At 64.6% G+C, this 18,117-nt stretch carries 16 protein-coding genes; 9 read left to right on the top strand and 7 right to left on the bottom strand.

The features are described 5' to 3' along the window. Positions 1-52 precede the first annotated feature (52 nt). From HNO52_RS18870 to HNO52_RS18850, 5 genes are all read left to right on the top strand, one after another. Complete coding sequence (locus tag HNO52_RS18870; RefSeq protein ID WP_197566715.1) at positions 53-571, top strand: TRAP transporter small permease; 519 nt, start codon at positions 53-55, stop codon at positions 569-571. Between the two features lie 5 nt (positions 572-576). After that, complete coding sequence (locus HNO52_RS18865) at positions 577-1,875, top strand: TRAP transporter large permease (RefSeq protein ID WP_197566714.1); 1,299 nt, start codon at positions 577-579, stop codon at positions 1,873-1,875. A 122-nt stretch (positions 1,876-1,997) separates the two neighbouring features. Next, positions 1,998-3,557 (top strand): acyl CoA:acetate/3-ketoacid CoA transferase, encoded by a 1,560-nt coding sequence (locus HNO52_RS18860; protein WP_197566713.1) that lies wholly within the window; start codon positions 1,998-2,000, stop codon positions 3,555-3,557. An 18-nt stretch (positions 3,558-3,575) separates the two neighbouring features. Continuing rightward, positions 3,576-4,766 carry a thiolase family protein gene (locus tag HNO52_RS18855; protein ID WP_197566712.1) on the top strand — a complete coding sequence of 397 codons (1,191 nt, stop codon included), beginning with the start codon at positions 3,576-3,578 and terminating at the stop codon, positions 4,764-4,766. A 121-nt stretch (positions 4,767-4,887) separates the two neighbouring features. Further along, positions 4,888-5,955, top strand: a complete 1,068-nt coding sequence (locus HNO52_RS18850; protein WP_197566711.1) for a DcaP family trimeric outer membrane transporter — start codon at positions 4,888-4,890, stop codon at positions 5,953-5,955. Positions 5,956-6,091: 136 nt separating this feature from the next. On the opposite strand, the gene HNO52_RS18845 is transcribed toward HNO52_RS18850, so the two are convergent. The 6 genes from HNO52_RS18845 to HNO52_RS18820 all read right to left on the bottom strand — a co-directional run bounded on the left by HNO52_RS18845 (position 6,092) and on the right by HNO52_RS18820 (position 13,121). Beyond that, the gene (locus HNO52_RS18845) at positions 6,092-7,873 is read right to left on the bottom strand and encodes an acyl-CoA dehydrogenase (protein WP_197566710.1); all 1,782 of its coding nucleotides are present in this window, start codon (positions 7,871-7,873) and stop codon (positions 6,092-6,094) included. A 187-nt stretch (positions 7,874-8,060) separates the two neighbouring features. Beyond that, positions 8,061-8,846 carry a 3-hydroxyacyl-CoA dehydrogenase gene (locus HNO52_RS18840; protein WP_197566709.1) on the bottom strand — a complete coding sequence of 262 codons (786 nt, stop codon included), beginning with the start codon at positions 8,844-8,846 and terminating at the stop codon, positions 8,061-8,063. Positions 8,847-9,016: 170 nt separating this feature from the next. Further along, the gene (locus HNO52_RS18835) at positions 9,017-9,787 is read right to left on the bottom strand and encodes a crotonase/enoyl-CoA hydratase family protein (protein WP_197566708.1); all 771 of its coding nucleotides are present in this window, start codon (positions 9,785-9,787) and stop codon (positions 9,017-9,019) included. 216 nt (positions 9,788-10,003) lie between these two features. Further along, entirely contained in the window at positions 10,004-11,026 is a 1,023-nt protein-coding gene (locus HNO52_RS18830; protein WP_197566707.1) for a TRAP transporter substrate-binding protein, read from the bottom strand. A gap of 35 nt (positions 11,027-11,061) precedes the next feature. Beyond that, on the bottom strand, positions 11,062-12,042 hold the full coding sequence (locus tag HNO52_RS18825) for a PDR/VanB family oxidoreductase (RefSeq protein ID WP_197566706.1): 981 nt from the start codon (positions 12,040-12,042) through the stop codon (positions 11,062-11,064). After that, positions 12,039-13,121 carry an aromatic ring-hydroxylating dioxygenase subunit alpha gene (locus tag HNO52_RS18820; RefSeq protein ID WP_197566705.1) on the bottom strand — a complete coding sequence of 361 codons (1,083 nt, stop codon included), beginning with the start codon at positions 13,119-13,121 and terminating at the stop codon, positions 12,039-12,041. The genes HNO52_RS18825 and HNO52_RS18820 overlap by 4 nt, the downstream gene beginning before the upstream one ends. Positions 13,122-13,295: 174 nt before the next feature. Here HNO52_RS18820 and HNO52_RS18815 point away from each other — a divergent pair, with 174 nt between their 5' ends. From HNO52_RS18815 to HNO52_RS18800, 4 genes are all read left to right on the top strand, one after another. Then, complete coding sequence (locus HNO52_RS18815; protein WP_197566704.1) at positions 13,296-13,967, top strand: GntR family transcriptional regulator; 672 nt, start codon at positions 13,296-13,298, stop codon at positions 13,965-13,967. A gap of 210 nt (positions 13,968-14,177) precedes the next feature. Continuing rightward, positions 14,178-15,206, top strand: a complete 1,029-nt coding sequence (locus HNO52_RS18810; protein ID WP_197566703.1) for a TRAP transporter substrate-binding protein — start codon at positions 14,178-14,180, stop codon at positions 15,204-15,206. Between the two features lie 3 nt (positions 15,207-15,209). Then, complete coding sequence (locus HNO52_RS18805) at positions 15,210-15,737, top strand: TRAP transporter small permease (protein WP_197566702.1); 528 nt, start codon at positions 15,210-15,212, stop codon at positions 15,735-15,737. Further along, the gene (locus HNO52_RS18800) at positions 15,727-17,016 is read left to right on the top strand and encodes a TRAP transporter large permease (protein WP_197566701.1); all 1,290 of its coding nucleotides are present in this window, start codon (positions 15,727-15,729) and stop codon (positions 17,014-17,016) included. Before HNO52_RS18805 ends, HNO52_RS18800 begins: the two co-directional genes overlap by 11 nt. A 28-nt stretch (positions 17,017-17,044) precedes the next feature. Here the strand turns inward: HNO52_RS18800 and HNO52_RS18795 are convergent, their stop codons facing one another. Next, the gene (locus HNO52_RS18795) at positions 17,045-17,980 is read right to left on the bottom strand and encodes a helix-turn-helix domain-containing protein (RefSeq protein ID WP_197566700.1); all 936 of its coding nucleotides are present in this window, start codon (positions 17,978-17,980) and stop codon (positions 17,045-17,047) included. Positions 17,981-18,117: the final 137 nt, after the last annotated feature.

Here is an 18,117-nt window from a genome sequence, read left to right as displayed (position 1 = left end):
GCCCGAAGGCCGGCACGCCGGCCTTCGGTACCGCCCCTCTCGGAGACTCGTCATGGATGCTCTCTACCGTCTCACCAACCGGGCCGCCGTCGGCCTGGCCCTGCTGGGGACGCTCGGCATTCTGCTGATGGTGATCCACATCACCCTCGATGTGCTGCTGCGCGCCACGCTGTCCGTGTCGATCCCCGCTACCGTGGAGCTGGTGACCCGCTACTACCTGATCACCCTGGCGCTGCTGCCGCTGGGCTGGGTGGAGTGGCGCCGGGAGATGATCGCCGTGGAAGCCCTGGAAGGGCTGATGAAGCCCTGGCTGGTGCGCCTGTCCGACGTGCTGGTGTCGCTGCTCTCGGCCGCGGTCTATGGCGTACTGGCCGTGGCCACCTGGGGCAAGGCGATGGAGCAGTACGACATCGGCTCCTATGTGATGTCGCTGAACTTCCCCATGCCGGTCTGGCCGACCTACTTCGCCTTGCCCGCTGCCTTCGCCCTGGCGGCGGTGGTCTGTGTGGTACGGCTGCCGTTCCTGCTCAGAGACACGGCCCCTCCTTCCGGCACGTCTGATGATAGGTGATCTCCATGTCCGTTGACGTTGGCTTCTACGGCCTCGCCATCCTGATGCTGCTGCTGGCGCTACGGGTGCCGGTGGCGCTCTCGCTGGTCGTAGTTGCGCTGGGCGGCATGACGATGATGTTCGGCTGGAACACCGCTATCGGCATGCTCTCCTCTACGCCCTATGAATTCATCGCCAAGTGGACGCTCAGCGCGGTGCCGATGTTCCTGCTGATGGGCTTCGTCTGCTATCACACCGGGCTTACCAACGGGCTCTTCAATGCCGCCAAGGTGGTGTTTCGCTGGCTGCCCGGCGGGGTGGCGATATCCAGCATCGTGGCCAGCTCCGGCTTCGCCGCGGTGAGTGGCTCGAGCGTGGCCTGCTCGGCGGCCATGGGGCGCATTGCCATTCCCGAGATGGTACGCGGTGGCTACAAGCCGAGCTTCGCCTGCGGCACCATCGCCGCCGGCGGCACCATCGGCGCGCTGATCCCGCCCAGCATCCTGATGATCGTGTATGGCGTCTTCGCCCAGGTGTCGATCACCCAGGTGTTCCTGGGGGGCATCACCATCGGGCTGTTGACGGCCCTGAGCTATAGCCTGGTGATCCTGGTGGTCAGCTGGCTGCGACCGGACATCGTGCCGCGGGAAGCCGTGGGGGCTCGCGACATCACCGCCCGACAGGCGCTGCTCGACATCTGGCCGGTGCTGGTGCTGGGGGTGCTGGTGTTCGGCGGCCTGTTCTCGGGGTTCTTTACCGCCACCGAAGCCGGTGCCGTGGGGGCCGCCGGAGCGATCCTCATCGGCCTGGTGCTGGGGCGCCTGGATGGCAAGGCGATGAAGGCCGCGCTGCTCGAGACTCTTTCTACCACTTCGGCACTGCTGATCATCGGCGTCGGCGCCAGCATGTTCACCCTCTTCCTGAGCCTGAGCGGCCTGGCCGGCTTCATCACCGGCGCGGTGACCGGCTGGGAACTCTCCTATCTCGAACTGATGCTGGTGGTGGTGCTGATCTACCTCTTCCTGGGGCTTTTCATGGAGCCCTTCGGCGCCATGCTGGTGACCCTACCCGTGCTGCTGCCGGTGTTCGAACTCTACGACGTGAGCCTGATCTGGTTCGGCGTACTGCTGGTGAAGCTGCTCGAGATCGGCATGATCACCCCGCCGGTGGGCATGAACATCTTCGTGATCAAGGGCGTGGCGGGTCAGTACGCCTCCCTGATGGACATCTTCAAGGGCGTGACGACCTTCCTGGTGGCCGACATCGTGGTCGTCGCACTGGTGGTCTTCTATCCCCAGATCGTGCTGGCGCTGACCGGCGGCTGAGACGAAAGAAGGCGGGCGCCTGACGCTCGCCATTGGCGGCTCAAGCTCCGACTATTTAGTTTGTTTATACAATAATATATTGATGCTTCAATGAAAAATGTCTCCCCAAGGAGAGCGAGAGAGTGAACAAGGTCATCGACAGCAGCACCGCGGCGAGCCTGATTCAGGATGACGACACCGTCATCTGGACCACCGCCGGCCTGAGCGGATTTGCCGAAGCCGTGGCCACCGCACTGGAGGCGCGCTTCCTGGAGACCGGTGCCCCCCGCAACCTCACCGTGGCGCACAGCTGTGGCTGCGGCGACGGCAAGACCCGCGGCATGAACCACCTGGGCCATGCCGGCCTGGTCAAGCGACTGATCAGCGGGCACACCGGCCAGGCCCCGCGCATGGGCGAGCTGATCCGCGAGAACCACCTCGAGGGTTACCTGCTGCCACAGGGCGTACTGGCTCACCTATGGCGCCACATTGCCGGCAACAAGCCCGGCGTGATCAGCAAGGTGGGGCTGGGCACCTTCGTCGACCCGCGCCTCGAGGGTGGCAAGGCCAATGCCGCCGCCGAGGAGGACCTGGTCAAGCTGGTCGAACTCGAAGGCGAGGAGTGGCTGCTCTATCGCACCTTCCCGGTCGACGTGGCGGTGATTCGTGCCACCACCGCCGACGAGCGCGGCAACCTGAGCATGGAGCGCGAGGCACTGCTCCTCGAGCAACTCTCCATGGCCCAGGCGGCCAAGAACAGCGGCGGTATCGTCATCGCCCAGGTGGAGTACCTGGCTACCCAGGGCAGCCTGCACCCCAAGCAGGTCAAGGTACCGGGCGACCTGGTCGACTACGTGGTGGTGGCCGAGCCCGAGCATCACATGCAGACCATCACCACCACCTACAACCCGGCGCTTTCAGGCGACCTCAGGATGCCGCTGGGCGGTATCAAGCCGCTGCCGCTGGATCCGCGCAAGGTGATCGCCCGGCGTGCCGCCATGGAGCTGGTGCCGGGGGGCATCGTCAACCTCGGCATCGGCATGCCCGAAGGGGTATCCAGCGTGGCCGCCGAGGAGGGCGTCAGCGACCTCATGACCCTGACCACCGAGCTCGGCACCTATGGCGGAGTGCCCGCCAGTGGCGGCGACTTCGCCACCTCCTATAACGCCGAAGCGATCATCGACCACGGCTACCAGTTCGACTTCTACGACGGCGGCGGGCTGGACGTCTGCTTCCTGGGTCTGGCCCAGACCGATCACGAAGGCAACCTCAACGTCAGCAAGTTCGGCGACAAGGTGGTGGGGCCGGGCGGCTTCATCAACATCAGCCAGAACGCTCGCAAGGTGGTGTTCTGCGGCACCTTCACCAACGGCGGCGAGCTGGCGATCGAGGACGGCCGCCTCGCCATTCGCCAGGAGGGGCATCGCCGCAAGTTCGTGCAGCGCGTCGACCAGATCACCTTCAGCGGCCGCTATGCCCAGGAGACCGGCAAGCCGGTGCTGTTCGTCACCGAGCGCTGCGTCTTCGAACTGCTCGATGGCGAAGTCACCCTCACCGAGATCGCCCCGGGCATCGATATCGAGCGCGACATCCTGGCGGCCATGGACTTCGTGCCACGCATCGCCACCTCGTTGCGCGAGATGCCGGCGGCGCTCTTCCAGCCCCAGTGGGGCGGTCTGCGCGAGCATCTGACACGCGACTGAACGTCGAGGAGAAAAGACATGTTCAAGAACGCCTATATCCCCTACGGCGGTTACTACTCCAGCCCCTTCTGCAAGTGGATGGGCAGCCTGGCCAACGCCAACTCCATCGAACTGGGCGCGGCCACCAGCAAGCGCTGGTTCGCCAGCCGCGGTATCGACCCCACGATCTTCGACTACCTCTACCTGGGCGTGTCGGTGGGGCAGAAGTCGATCTTCTACGGCGCGCCCTGGGCCGCGGCCATGATGGGCGCCGGCCAGGCGCCGGGCCAGAACATCACCCAGGCCTGCGCCACCGCCACCACGGCGGTATTCAATGCTGCGCTGGCAGTGGACTCCGGCAGCTTCGAGACCACCTACTGCCTGCTCGCCGACCGGCCCTCCAACGGCCCCCACACCATCTGGCCCAACCCCAACGGGCCGGGTGGCGAGGTGATCGCCGAGAACTGGAACATGGACAACATCGCCGCCGACCCGGCCACCGGCAAGGACATGCTGACCACCGCTGAAAACGTCGCCCGCGAGCATGGCTTCAGCCGGGAGCAGGCCGACGAGCTGACCCTGCGGCGTTACGAGCAGTATGCCGAGGCGCTGGCCGACGACCGCGCCTTCCAGAAGCGCTACATGTTTCCCGTCGAGGTCGCGGTCTCGCGCAAGGAGACCAAGCTCGTCGAGGCCGACGAGGGCGTGACCGCGACCAGTGCCGAGGGCCTCGCCAAGCTGCGGGCGGTGCAGCCCGACGGCATTCACACCTACGGTGCCCAGACCCATCCGGCCGATGCCAATGCCGGCATCGTCATCACCACCCGCGAGCGCGCCGTCGAACTCAGCACGGACCCCCGACTGGCCGTCCAGGTGGTGGCCTACGGCCATGCCCGTACCAAGCCGGCGCACATGCCCATGGCACCGGCGGAATCGGTCAAGCGTGCACTCGACCGGGCGGGCCTGACTCTCGACCAGATCAAGACGATCAAGAACCACTCGCCGTTCATCGCCAACGACCTGCACCTGGCCAAGGCGCTGGGGCTCGATGCCGACACCTTCAACAACTACGGCACCTCGCTGGTCTACGGCCACCCCCAGGCGCCGACGCTGGCGCGCCTGCTGATCGAGGCCATTGAAGAAACCGCGCTGAAGGGTGGCGGCTACGCCCTGGTCACCGGCTGCGCGGCCGGCGACTCCGCTGCGGCGCTGATCGTCAAGGTGGGCTGAGTTCTCACCGGTCATTCCAACCGGAAGAGCCCGCCAAGGGAGTTGGCGGGTGCAAGAAAGAGCGCAAGGGACATGAGTAGCAAGCAGCACTTATCGAACTAGAACAACACGGAGATGAACAATGAAGCTAAATAAAAAAAGCCTGGCCATGGCGGTAGCGCTTTCGACCGTTACTGCACAGGCTCATGCCCTGGATCTGGGTGAAGTCGGTGGCGCGAATCTCAGCATCGGCGGTTACGTCAAGGCGGAGGGGATCTTTACCGATCCTGATGGGGGCGACAGGAACTTCGATGCGAGCGCTCGCCAGTCACGCATCAACTTCAAGGTCGACAAGGAAGTTCAGGGCCATAGCGTGACGGGCTTCATCGAGGGCGACTTCTGGGACAATGCGACGGATACCTCGGATACCAGTTACGCCATGCGTTTGCGCCATGCCTACATCCAGGTCGACAACTTTACCCTCGGGCAGACCTGGTCCGGCCAGTTCTTTGCCAACGCGCCATTCGATGTCGAAATCCTCGATTTCTACGGAACGGGGGTCGGAAGTGTCTCCGGTAGCGGCGCGGTCGTTCGACCCGACGTGGTCCTGCACTACACGCCGGGTGGCTTCCGTTTCAGCCTGCAGGACCCGGTCTACCAGGATGCCGACTTCCCGGACATGGTCGCCTCCTACACGCATCGCACCGAGTCGGGACACGCCTTCAATGCCGCGGTTACCGGGCGGGAGGTCGAGACCGGTATCGACGATTCGGAATTCGGCGCCGCGTTCTCCCTGGCAGCAAAGCTCAACTTCGGCAATACCTCGCTGGCCCTGAGCGGCTACACGGGGAAGGGCAACAACGTTTACTCCGGCTGGGGGTATAACGGTGCAACGAACCCCAGCACCATTGCGGCGCGAGGGGAGGTCGATGCGTCTGGGGATCTGGTGAGTACGACAGGGTTGAGTGCAGGTCTGAGCCATCGTTTCAATGATCAATTCCGCGGCAATATTCGCTATGCTCAGGTAGAAGCGGATGAAGTATCGCCGACCGTTGCCGACGACACGCTGCAAATGATCAACGTCAATCTTATCTATACGTACCTGCCCAACCTGGACTTCGGTATCGAATGGCGTGACCGCAATGCGTCGACCATGCCGTTGCGCCCGGGCGGGCAGCAGGTGGAGTTGATGGCGATGTACAGGTTCTAACACAAGCTTGGCCAAGTCATGACTTGGCCTCTGTTTCGATCGCTCGTAACAAGTCAGGCGAACCATCAGGATGTTTCGATGGTTCGCCTTTTTTCGTTTTCTGTTCGCTTTGTATCTTGTTGCTATCGTGGGATGTTTACAGCTCGCCTTCGAGGAAGCGAGTCAGCACGCCGCCGGCTTGGCGTAGCGTATGGCCGTGAGCACGAGCCTGGGGCGCCTGGGTGGCCATATAGAAGCGCGCCAGCTCGACGAGCCCCAACAGGTAGTCGTCATCGCCGTCGCCGGTCTCGCGGCGCGTGTCGGCGGCGAGCGCCAGGCGCGCCATCTGCCAGGTACCGCAGGCGATACCGAGCAGGTGCAGCAGCGGTACGGCGCCGGCATACAGCTCGGCGGTATCGGCCTTGTGGGCGAGCAGCCAGTCGATGGTTTCGTCGAGCAGGTTGGCCTGGTCGTGCAGCGCCTGTGCCAAGTCACCGAGCTCCTTTCTGCCGAGCTGGTCGGCTGTCTCACGAAAATCGGCGATCAGCTCGCGCAGGGTGGCGCCGTCCTCGCGCAGGATCTTGCGGCCCAGCAGGTCGTTGGCCTGGATGCCGGTGGTGCCTTCGTAAATGGTGATGACGCGGGCATCGCGGAACAGCTGGGCGACCCCGGTCTCCTCGACGAAGCCCATGCCGCCGAACACCTGGATCGCCTCGTCGCAGAGGTCGTTGCCCACCTCGGTGCACCAGCCCTTGGCCACCGGCATCAGCAGGTCGACGTAGCGACGGCGCTTGTCGGCGCCCTCGGCATCGGGGTGATGGCGAGCGATGTCGAACCAGCCGGCGGCAGTGTAGAGCAGGGCGCGCATGGCCATCAGCCGGGCCCGCATCGACACCAGCATGCGCTTGACGTCGGGGTGGGCGAGAATTGCTTTGCCAGCCTCGCCGCTGACGATGTCGCGACCCTGGACCCGCTCCCGGGCGTAGGCGAGGGCCGCCTGGTAGGCGCGCTCGCCCAGCGCCACGCCCTGCACCCCCACGTTGAAGCGGGCCTCGTTCATCATCACGAACATGGTGGCCAGGCCGGTGTGCGGTTCGCCGACCAGATAACCCAGGGCGCCGCCGTCGTCGCCGTAGCTCAGGGTGCAGGTGGGGCTGCCGTGGATGCCCATCTTGTGCTCGATGGCGATGCAGCGGATGTCGTTCTTCTGCCCCGGATCGCCCTGTGCGTCGAGCAGGTACTTGGGCACCAGGAACAGCGACAGCCCCTTGATCCCGGGCGGAGCGTCGGGCAACCGGGCGAGCACCAGGTGCACGATGTTGGGGGTGAGCTCGTGCTCACCGTAGGAGATGAAGATCTTCTGGCCGAACAGGCGGTAGGCCCCGTCATCAGTAGGCTCGGCGCGCATGCGGGTGGCGGCCAGGTCGGAGCCGGCCTGGGGCTCGGTAAGATTCATGGTGGCTGCCCACTCGCCGCTGACGATCTTCTCGAGCCAGGTGGCTTTCTGTTCCTCGCTGGCGGCGATCATCAGCGCCTCGGTCTGGCCCACGTTGAGCTGGGGCAGCATGGCGAAGGCCATGTTGGCGGAGAACCACATCTCCCACACCGGAGCGGAGACCAGCTTGGGCAGCCCCTGGCCGCCGTGCTCCGGCGGCAGTGAAAGGCCTATCCAGCCGGCATCGCGGAACTGGTCGTAGGCCGCCTGCCAGCCGTCGGGAACGATCACCCGCTCGCCTTCCAGGCGGCAGCCCTGGCGGTCGCCGACTGTATTGAGCGGGGCGAGCACGCCGCTGGCGAACTTGCCGGCTTCCTCCAGCACGGCGCTCACCAGGTCGGCCGAGGCGTCCTCGCAGCCGGGCAGTTTAGCGATCCGCTCGAGACCGGCCAGCTCGTCGAGGATGAACTGCATGTCGCGCAGCGGCGCTCGGTAATCAAGCATGATGGTCTTTCCGTATCTCGCTTTGTGAAAAAGGGAACGCTGATTTATGTCGCGAGCGAAGAGAGGCTGGCCGCTGCCGGAGCGCAGCATCCGGAGTTGACTGACTGTTCAATGAGGATTGCGATGGTCCGACGTTTCGGCACCGCCAGCGGCCAGGATATCGAGCGCAGTAATAAATCAGGTTTCCTTACCGAGGGGCCATGCGTATCGATCCATCCAGCCGGATCGTCTCGCCATTGAGCATTGGGTTGTCGACGATATGGCAGGCCAGCCGTGCGAACTCGTCGGGCTCGCCCAGGCGATTGGGGAAGGGGATGGACGCTGCCAGGGATTGCTGCGCCTCTTCCGGCAGCGCCTCCATCAGCGGGGTCTTGAACAACCCTGGGGCGATGGTCATGACGCGAATGCCGTGGCGTGCCAGCTCCCGGGCGATGGGCAGTGTCATGGCGACGATGCCGCCCTTGGAGGCCGCATAGGCGGGCTGGCCAATCTGGCCATCGAAGGCAGCCACTGAGGCGGTGTTGATGATCACGCCGCGCTCGCCGTCGGCCTGGGGCTCGCCCTTGGCCATGGCGGCGGCGGCCAGGCGCAGCATGTTGAAGCTGCCCAGCAGGTTGATGTTGATGATGCGCGAGAAGGCTTCCAGCGCCAGAGGCTCGCCATCTCGGTTGACCACCTTGGCAGGGTCGCCGACGCCAGCGCAGTTGATCAGCCCCTGCAGGCTGCCGAAGGTTCCAACGGCCAGGTCAACCACGGCCTGGGCATCGGCTTCGCTGGTCACGTCGGTACGCTGGAAAAGTGCGCGATCGGTGGCGCTTCTCGCGTTCAGCTCGCCTGCCAGCGCCTCGCCGCGTTCGCCATTGAGATCGGCGATCACGACATTGCTGCCCGCCCCATGCAGCGCGCGTACGGTGGCTTCTCCCAGTCCCGAGGCGCCGCCGGAAACGATGAAGGTATTGTTCTGAAACTTCATGGCAATTCTCCGAAGCTCTGAGTTTTTAGGAAAGCGCTGATTTATGTCGCGAGCGATGAGAGGTTGGCTGCCGCCGGCGCGCAGCAACCGGAGTTGACTGGTTGCTCAATGAGGATTGTGAGCACCGCCGGCGGCCAAGCTATCGAGCGCAGCAATAAATCAGCCTTTCCTCAGGTGCGTGGGCCCTGGCCCTTGCTCTTGAAAAAGTCCCCGATGCGTTCGGCGACCTCGGGGCTGGTCTGGGTCAGGGCGGCGGTGAGCGATTCCACGAAGAGCCCGTCGTCGCTGGCCATGTTGTCGATGCGCGAGATGGCGGACACCATGGCCCAGTTGGCCATGGGGGCGTTCTCGGCTATGCGTTCAGCGAGCTGGCGGGCCTTGTCGGGGCTCTCGCCCTGGCCGACCACGTAGTGGGAGAGACCCAGACGCTGGCCCTCGTCGGCCTCCATGACGCGGCCGGTAAGCATCATCTCGCACAGGCGCCCGGGGCCGATGATGTTGGCCACCCGCACCGAGGCGCCGCCGCCGACGAAGATGCCGTGACGCCCCTCGGGCAGTTGATAAACCGTGCTGGATTCGGCCACTCGCACATGCGTGGCGGTGGCCAGCTCCAGGCCGCCGCCGATCACGGCGCCCTGCATAGCGCTGACCACCGGAATGCCGCCGTTCTGCAGCCGATCGAAGATGCGATGCCAACTGCGGGAGTGCTTTACCACGCCGAAGGGCTCGCGATGCTGATGCTCGGTCAGGTCGAGCCCGGCGCAGAAGTGCTTGCCTTCGGCGGCAAGGATAATGACCCGGGTCTCTTCCGGTATGGCAACGAGTGCCTCTTCCAGAGCGCTGAGCACGCGATCGCTGACGGCATTGCGCTTCTCCGGTCGTGCCAGCGTGATGGTGTAGATGCTGTCGTCCAGAGTCGTCTTGACGAGAGTTTCGGTCATGGGTGGCCTCGGCAGTGGTTCGTCAAGCTGAGCGCTTGTTGTCTAAAAATACTGTTGTGAATATAAACAATAGAGAGGCTACAACAGTTCTTCTGCCGGGTCATTCCTGCTGGGACACGACTTTAGTCTTGTGCTGACTTCGGATACGCAGGTCGAGAAATGAAAACGGCAGCCCGAGGGCTGCCGTAAGGGAGGAGAGAAGAAAGAAGAAAGGGGTCAGGCGGGGCATTCAGCCTGAAGAGAGGTGGCGGCCTTGTAGATCTCGCTGGCCTGATTTCCGGTCTCTTCCAAGTAGCGATCGATGGTTTCCTGCAATACGGGTCCCCATTCGGGGTGGTCGAGGGCGTCTTCGATGACCAGGAACTCGTGGCCGGCTTCCTCGGCGTCCTGGCGTCCCTGGCGAATCAGCTCGTCGTAGACCTCAGCCGCGCGCAGCGACCACTCCATACCGCTGTGGTCGTCGATCACCTGCTGAAGGTCCTCGGGCAGGCCGTCATAGGTGCGCTGGCTCATGGTGGCGAACAGCGAGAGGTCGTAGAGCGGCACCTCGGTGTGATAGCTGGCCAGCTCGTTGAGGCGGAAGGTCTTCATGCCCTCCCAGTTGAAGCTCAGGCCATCCACCACGCCACGCTGCATGGCGGTGAAGACCTCGGGGGCGGGCATGCCCACCGCCTGGGCGCCGAGCCGGGTGAACATGTCGCCCACCACCGGCGTGGGGCGGCGCAGGCGCAGGCCCTCCAGATCCTGGGGCGTCTCGATCAAGCGCTCCCGCGTGTGCAGATAGCCGGGGCCGGTGGTGAACATGAACAGCGGCCGGGTATCGGCGTACTCCTCCGCGAAGTGGCCTTGTTCGTAGAGCGACTGCAGGATGCAGGAGCCTTGGCGGCTGCTGGCCGAGACGCCGGGGAGCTCGACCACCTGGGTGAGGGGGAAGCGCCCGGCGTTGTAGCCCTGGGCCGAGGCACCGATGTCGGCGACGCCGCTGGAGGTGCTTTCGTAGGTCTTGTCGGATTTGGCCAGTGTCTGGCTGGGGTAGATCTCTACCTCGAGACGGCCATCCGAGGCCGCTTCGACGCTCTCCCCCCAGGCCTGGAACAGCTCGCGGTCGATCAACGATCCGCCGGGCCAGACGTGGGCGATGCGCAGTGTGGTCGCCTCGGCCAGTGAGGGAGTGGCGACGAGGGCGGCGGCCAGTGCGCTGGACAGGGCGATACGGTTCACGGTCTTGCTGGGTGTCATGGGGTCTTCCTCTTGTCATTATGTTGTTGAAACGCTTATAGGTCCAGCACCAGGACCTTGCTCTTGGCGCGTGAACAGCAGGGAGTGAACTGATCGTTGGCGGCGTGCTCGTCTTCGTCCAGGTAGAGATCGCGGTGATCGGGTTCGCCTTCCAGCACCCGGGTCAGGCAGGTGCCGCAAACCCCCTGTTCGCAGGAGACCATGATCTCGATGCCGTTCTCGGCCAGTACCTGATACACCGTCTTGTCGGCGGGTACGGTGAAGCTGGCGCCGCTGCTGGCGATCTTGACCTCGAAGCTGCCGTCGTCGCTGGTGTCGGCCACGGCGCCGGCGAAGTACTCGGTGTGCAGCCGTTCGCTGGGCCAGCCGCTGGCCTTGGCGGTAGACAGCACTGCGTCGATGAAGCCGGTGGGGCCGCATACGTAGATGCGGGTATCGGGCTCCGGTGTGGCCAGCAGGGCTTTCAGGTCCAGCTTCTGCTCCGGCGCGCCGTCATCGAAATGGAAGTGCACCCGATCGGCGAAGCCGGAGGCGGCGATGCGCTGGCGAAAGGCGGTGCGCTCGGTACTGCGTGTGCAGTAGTGCAGTTCGAAGTCGGCGTCGGTGTTGCCCAGGCGCTCGGCCATGCAAAGCAAGGGCGTGATGCCGATGCCGCCGGCCAGCAGCAGGGTGCGCCCGGCCGGCTTGAGCGCAAAGTGGTTCTTGGGCGCGCTGATCTGAACCAGGTCGCCCACCTGGATTTCCTCGTGCATGGCCACCGAGCCGCCCCGGGAGGTGGGGTCGCGCAGCACCCCGATCAGGTAGCGGTCGCGCTCCTCGGGGTGGTTGCACAGCGAATACTGCCGAATGAGCCCGTCCTGACCTTGTGGAGAGACCCTCACGTCGATATGCGCTCCGGCGCTGAACGCAGGCAGCGGTCGACCATGCGGATCGGCCAGCTCGAAGGTGACGATATCCTGCGCTTCATCGTGACGCGCCTTGACCTCGACGATCAGCGAGAGGGGCGTGCCGCTCATGCCGTGGCTCCCTCTTTATCGGCTTCCTGCTCTTCGACGAGGAGCCGGTCGATGATGCGTCGCGCCTGGACACCGCCGCCGTCGATGTTGAGCTTGAGCAGCTGACGCTCCGGGTAGCGCAGCAGGTTGCGCTGCTGGGCCTCGAGCATCTCCAGGTCCTCGGAGAATATCTTGCCCTGTCCTTCTCTTATCTTGGCGGTGAGTTCGGCGTCCTCGGGCTTGAAGTTGCGCGCCATGCCCCAGAAGTACCAGATCGAGGTGTCGGTCTCGGGAGTGATGAAGTCCACCACGATGCTCGACGCCTTGACCTCCGCCGGGGCGTCATAGCCGCCGTTTCCGGCATGGGCCACGCCCACGTCGATGTGCACGTGGCTCGGCGGGGTGAAGCGGCAGATCTGCCAGCGGTCCACCGGCACGTCGTCGGCCAGGCCGCAGCCGCGTAGCGCCGCCTGCCAGAAGGGCGGTGCCGGGATGTTCTCCATGTGCCGGCTGGTGATGACCTCGTCGCCGTCGACGCGAGTCTCGGGAGCGGCCTCCTCGATCTCCGGCTGGCCGATGCTCGAGGCGTGCACATAGGTCTCATGGGTCAGGTCCATGAGGTTGTCTATCATCAGGCGGTATTCGCAGCGGACGTGGTAGAGCCCGCCGCCGTAGGCCCAGTCGGGGCTGTCGGCCCAGTGCAGTTCGGGGATCAGGTCAGGGTCGGCCTTGTCCGGGTCGCCCGGCCAGAGCCACACGAAGCCGTGGCGCTCCTCCACCGGGTAGGCGTGGATGCTGGGGAAGCCGCGCACCCGCTGGCCCGGCATGCCGGCGCACTTGCCGTTGCAGCCCATCTCCAGGCCGTGGTAACCGCAGACCAGCTTGCCGTCGCGCACGAAGCCCAGCGACAGTGGGGCCCCGCGGTGGGGGCAGAAGTCCTCCACTGCGGCCACGCGGCCTTCGTCGCCACGGAAGAAGACGATCGGCTCGTTGCAGATGGTGCGTCCCAGCGGTTTGTCCTCGATCTCGTCCGGGGTGCAGGCGACGTACCAGGTATTCTTGGGATAAGGGGCGTGGGGGGAGGGGACTTGGTGAGTCACGGTTCTTCTCCTCGGGAGCGGTTCATGGTCACGACATGAAGTGGCGCTTCCTCTCTGCTGAGAATGTTATGTTTGGATCCAAAGTAGAGCTCTAAGGCGTTTAATTGGTCAACTTATGCTTTAGTTGGATCCATTGGGGGGTAACGAAAAACGCAACGACATCAGGGAGTTCGCGTGAGCAATAGCGACAAGAGTGTGGTGAGCCGGCTGCGCAAGCTGATCGGTGAGGGAACCTACCGGCCGGGCGAACGCCTCGGGGAGGTGGCGGTGTCGGAACAGCTGGGCGTCTCGCGGACCCCGGTGCGCCTGGCCTTCCGCACCCTGGAACAGGAGGGGTTGCTGCAGCGGGCCGGCAAGCGCGGCTTCATGGTGCGGGAGTTCACCGAGGCCGACGTGTTCTGTGCCGTCGAGGTCCGCGGGGTACTGGAGGGGCTGGCGGCGCGGCGTCTGGCCGAGCAGGGGCTTTCCCAGGCGCTGGATGCCGAACTAGAAGATTGGATCCAAAGAGGGAGGGAGCTATTGGCCAAGGGGTTCCTGGAGGAGCGCGACGTCGACGCCTGGAGCGAGCTCAATCGCCACTTCCACGAGGCCATCGTCGGCTCGGCCGGCAGCCCGGTGATCGGCGATGCCATCGCCCGTAACAATCACCTGCCCTTTGCCGCCGCGGACTCCATCGTCATCGACAGCGAGGCGCTGGATCGTGAATTCCGCAAGCTGCAGCTGGCCCAGGTGCAGCATGAACTGGTGGTCCAGGCGCTGCGCCACGGTGAGGGTGCCCGGGCCGAGATGCTGATGCGCGAACACGCCTTCATTGGTCTGCGCTATGGGGAGTTGTTGGGTGCGTGAAAAGTCCAAGAAAAGAGTGGCAATAATCCTTGTTGAGGCAAACATTATGCTTTGAATCAACTAGTTGGATAAGTGAAAAATCCAAGCACCCTAGACTAATGTCGATTATCGGAATGCGTATTGGTGGGGTAGCTTATTCCTAAATCCGAACGTATATTCGGATACCGAACAAGTGCGCTGACCATTATAATGATCCTCGGAGGCCTCCCCATGAACCGTATCCTGACGCGCTGTCTGCTGGCAGCATCCATTGCCAGCCTCACCGCTGCTTCGGCGCAAGCCGCGACCACCCTGCGCATGGCCCACTTCTGGCCGGGTGCGTCGGGCATCAACCAGGACATCTTCGAGGCCTGGGCCGACACCATCGAGGAGGAGTCCGGCGGCGAGCTGCGCGTCGAGATGTTCCCCTCCGGCACCCTGGCCAAGCCCGACGCCATCTACGAGGCGGTAGGCAACGGCATCGCCGACATCGGCGCCACGGCACAAGGCTACACCGCCGGTCGTTTCCCGCTGTCGCAGATCGTCGAACTGCCGGGCGTGGCGGGCACTGCCACCCAGGGCGCCTGCGTGCTCCAGACCCTCTACGACGAAGGCCATCTCGAGGAGGAGTATGGCGATACGCGGCCGCTGTTCATGTTCACCACCGGACCGGGCGGGATCCACACCATCGACACCGACGTGCAGGTGCCGTCCGACCTCGAGGGCCTGCGCATTCGTCGCCCCACCGCCGTGGCCGGCGAGATGCTCGAGAACATGGGCGCCAACCCCGTGGGCATGCCGGCGCCGGAAATCTACACTGCCATGCAGCGCGGCGTGGTCGATGGCCTGAGCTTCCCGTGGGAGGGCCTAAAAGGCTTCCGTATCAACGAGCTGGTCAATTACCACACCGAGGTTCCGTTCTATACGCTGATCTTCGTCGCCACCATGAGCCAGCGCACCTATGACGGGCTGAGCCCCGAGCAGCAGGCCGTGATCGACGCCAACTCCGGCATGAAGTGGGCCGAGAACGCCGGCGCCGTCTTCGACCGGCTCGACGTCGAGGGCAAGCAGGAGGCCAGGGATGCCGGCCACACCATCCGCGAGATCGAGAATCCGCTGGAGAATCCGGACTGGCAGGGGCCGCTCCAGGACGGCATCGAGAGCTACCTGACCCAGGTCGAAGAGCGCGGTCTTCCGGCCCGTGAGGTCTACGAAGCCGCGCTTGCCGCCAGCGAGTCCTGCGCGAGCGATCAGGGGTAAGCCATGCGGGCTTTCCTCGAACGGGCCAGCCACTGGCTGGCCCTCGTCTGTCGCGTCGTCGCCGGTGTCGCCTTGCTGGCGCTGCTGACGGTGACCATTGCCGATGTCGGCACCCGCTACCTTTATCGTCTTACCGAGGGCGCCATCGCCCTGCGCGTCTCGGGCAGCGTGGAGCTGGTGAGCTACCTGATGCTGTGTGCGCTGCTGGCGGCCATGGCGGCCAATGTTGAGCGCAGCCAGGTAGTGGTGGAAGCCTTCTCCCATGGCCTCGCCCCTGCCATCAAGCATCGCCTGCACGGTTTCTATCTGCTGGGCTTCGCCGTGCTGGGCCTGGTGCTTTTCCTCGGCCTGCTCGAGTCGGCCGCGGCGGCGGCTAGTCACGGCGAGGTCACCCAGGACCTGCGTCTGCCGATGGGTCCCATCTACCAGGCGGCCGCGGTGCTCAGCCTGCTGCTGGGCGTGCGCAGCCTGATCCATGCGCTGCTCGGGGCCGTCTTCGGCGCCGAACAGGAGGTGTCCCATGGGGAGTGAGATGATCGGTGCCATCGGCCTCGGCATGCTGTTGGTGCTGATGGTACTGCGCGTACCCGTGGCACTGACCATGCTGACGGCCGGGGTGGTGGGCTTCGCCCAGGTGATCAGTTGGGATGCGGCCATCGCCCAGGTCAAGACGGTGCCGGTGGAAGTGCTCTCCAACTACAGCTTCAGCGCCGTGCCGATGTTCGTCCTGATGGGCGTGCTGGCGGCGCACTCCGGCATGGCCGGCAAGCTATTCGACTCTGCACGCAGCATCTGCGGCGGCTGGAAAGGTGGGCTGGCGATTTCTGCCATTGGCTCATGCGGGGTCTTCTCGGCGATCTCCGGTTCGTCGCTGGCCACCGCCAGCACCATGACCCGTGTGGCGCTGCCGGAGATGGAACGCTACGGCTACAACCGTGGCCTGGCCACCGGGGCGCTGGCCGCCGGCGGCACGCTCGGCATCATGATCCCGCCCTCCATCGCGCTGCTGATCTACGCCATCCTCACCGAACAATCGGTAGGCGACATGTTCATGGCCGGCCTGGTGCCGGGGCTGATGGGGCTGGTGATGTACGCGCTCACGGTCAGTGTGGTGATGCGCCTGCGCCCCTCCCTGGCGGTGGCCGGCGAGCCCACGCCATGGAAGGAGAAGCTGCTCTCGCTGGGTGGTCTGGTACCCTTCTTCGCGGTGTTCCTGGTGATGATCCTGGGCATCTACTTCGGCGCCTTCACGCCCACCGAGGGGGCCAGCGTCGGCGCCTTCGCCACGCTGCTCTACGCCCTGTTCAAGGGCATGCGCTGGAGCGGGCTGTGGCACAGCGTGCAGGAGACCCTGGCGCTCTCCGCGGTGGTGTTCTTCATGCTGGTGGGGGCCGAGACCCTGGGCTACTTCATCTCGGTGTCGCGTATCTCGTTCTCGATCAGCGACTTCCTCTACGGCGCGGACCTGGCCCCGATGGTGGTGGTGCTTTGCATCCTGCTGCTGTATTTCGTGCTGGGCATGTTCATGGATTCCATCGCCATGCTGGTGATCACCGTGCCGGTGGTGTACCCGATCATCCAGTCGCTGGGCATCGATCCGGTGTGGTTCGGCATCATCACGGTGCTGACGGTGGAGCTCGGGCTGATCACCCCGCCGGTGGGAATGAACGTGTTCGTGATCAAGGCCATGGCGCCCCACGTTGGGCTGGGCGAGATCTTCCGCGGTGTGGCGCCGTTCATCGTCTCGGATTTCATCCGCCTGGCACTATTGGTGGCTTTCCCGGTGCTGACGACGCTGTTCCTGCTCTAAGCGCATCGCGTCAAGAATCGCCCCCGGTTCAGCTCGCCTGACCGGGGGCGTCCTGTTTCTGCGGTTCCGCCGCGTGCTGCCGTAGCCGGAAATCCCGCGGTGAAAAGCCGGTGTTGCGCTTGAAGAAGCGGGTGAAGTAGGCCGGCTCGGAGAAGCCGAGGCTGTCGGCGACCTGGCTGATGGTCATGTTGGTATAGGTCAGCTGGCGCTTGGCCTCCAGCAGCAGACGTTCATGCAGCAGCTGCAGTGCGCTGCGATCGGCCAGGCGGCGGCACAGGGCGTTGAGGTGCGCGCTGCTCATGCCGAGCTGTTCGGCGAACCGCTCGATACTGGGCTGCTGACGGTACTGCGCCTCGATCAGCGCCTGGAAGCTCGCCAGCCGTTCGTGCCCGCGGTCGCGCTGGTGCAGGCCGGGGGCGGAGTCATGCAGACGGTGGGAATCCAGGCGTGAAAGCTCTACCGCCAGGGCCTGAACCAGCGCGTCCAGCATGCGCTCGCGCCCCGGCGCAGGCTGGCGGTACTCGGCATCGATCTGTTCCACCAGGGTAGCCAGGCGGCGGGCCTTTCGCGGTGGCTCGAGCCGATGGTATTCGGCATGGCGCAGCACGCTGGCCTGCTCCTCCAACCGCTGGCCGAGCTGCTCGGCCAGCGGTTGGGCCAGGGTGACGATGTGCCCCTCGATATCCTGCGAGAAGCGAAAGCCATGGATGGTCAACGCTGGCACCACGATGACCAGCGGCCCTTGCAGGGCGTGCTGCGTGCCCTCCAGCTCAAGCTCGACTTGCCCGCTGGCGATGTGCAGTACGTGGACCAGGTCGGCATGTCGATGGGGACGGATGTGCCAATCGTGCAGCCGGCTGCGCTCGGGAATCGACTCGCAGTGCAGCAGGTCCGGCGTCGGCCAGTGATGTGTCTCGCCGTAGAGCTTGAAAACGGGAACCGGGGCCTGCACTGGTCGGGACATGGGCGCCTCTTGGAGTACGGTTACGACCAAAGTCGGGCCGAGTCTTGTGAAAAGTCCAAATAACGATACGAATCTTGCCTTATATGTCTGTCCGTTTCATTGAAAAATGCAACTTATGTCATGAGCCCTGACGACAG

The sequence above is a fragment of the Halomonas sp. MCCC 1A13316 genome, from assembly GCF_014931605.1.
Classification (GTDB): Bacteria; Pseudomonadota; Gammaproteobacteria; order Pseudomonadales; family Halomonadaceae; genus Halomonas.
This window is presented reverse-complemented; position numbering and strand designations above follow the sequence as displayed.

What these genes read in the sequence shown, in the direction of transcription:
- HNO52_RS18850 (WP_197566711.1), top strand. Translation starts at nt 4,888, where the DNA reads ATGAAGCTAAATAAAAAAAGCCTGGCCATGGCGGTAGCGCTTTCGACC.
- HNO52_RS18805 (WP_197566702.1), top strand. Translation starts at nt 15,210, where the DNA reads ATGCGGGCTTTCCTCGAACGGGCCAGCCACTGGCTGGCCCTCGTCTGT.
- HNO52_RS18845 (WP_197566710.1), bottom strand. Translation starts at nt 7,873, where the DNA reads ATGCTTGATTACCGAGCGCCGCTGCGCGACATGCAGTTCATCCTCGAC.
- HNO52_RS18810 (WP_197566703.1), top strand. Translation starts at nt 14,178, where the DNA reads ATGAACCGTATCCTGACGCGCTGTCTGCTGGCAGCATCCATTGCCAGC.
- HNO52_RS18855 (WP_197566712.1), top strand. Translation starts at nt 3,576, where the DNA reads ATGTTCAAGAACGCCTATATCCCCTACGGCGGTTACTACTCCAGCCCC.
- HNO52_RS18825 (WP_197566706.1), bottom strand. Translation starts at nt 12,042, where the DNA reads ATGAGCGGCACGCCCCTCTCGCTGATCGTCGAGGTCAAGGCGCGTCAC.
- HNO52_RS18840 (WP_197566709.1), bottom strand. Translation starts at nt 8,846, where the DNA reads ATGAAGTTTCAGAACAATACCTTCATCGTTTCCGGCGGCGCCTCGGGA.
- HNO52_RS18800 (WP_197566701.1), top strand. Translation starts at nt 15,727, where the DNA reads ATGGGGAGTGAGATGATCGGTGCCATCGGCCTCGGCATGCTGTTGGTG.
- HNO52_RS18835 (WP_197566708.1), bottom strand. Translation starts at nt 9,787, where the DNA reads ATGACCGAAACTCTCGTCAAGACGACTCTGGACGACAGCATCTACACC.
- HNO52_RS18870 (WP_197566715.1), top strand. Translation starts at nt 53, where the DNA reads ATGGATGCTCTCTACCGTCTCACCAACCGGGCCGCCGTCGGCCTGGCC.
- HNO52_RS18830 (WP_197566707.1), bottom strand. Translation starts at nt 11,026, where the DNA reads ATGACACCCAGCAAGACCGTGAACCGTATCGCCCTGTCCAGCGCACTG.
- HNO52_RS18865 (WP_197566714.1), top strand. Translation starts at nt 577, where the DNA reads ATGTCCGTTGACGTTGGCTTCTACGGCCTCGCCATCCTGATGCTGCTG.
- HNO52_RS18795 (WP_197566700.1), bottom strand. Translation starts at nt 17,980, where the DNA reads ATGTCCCGACCAGTGCAGGCCCCGGTTCCCGTTTTCAAGCTCTACGGC.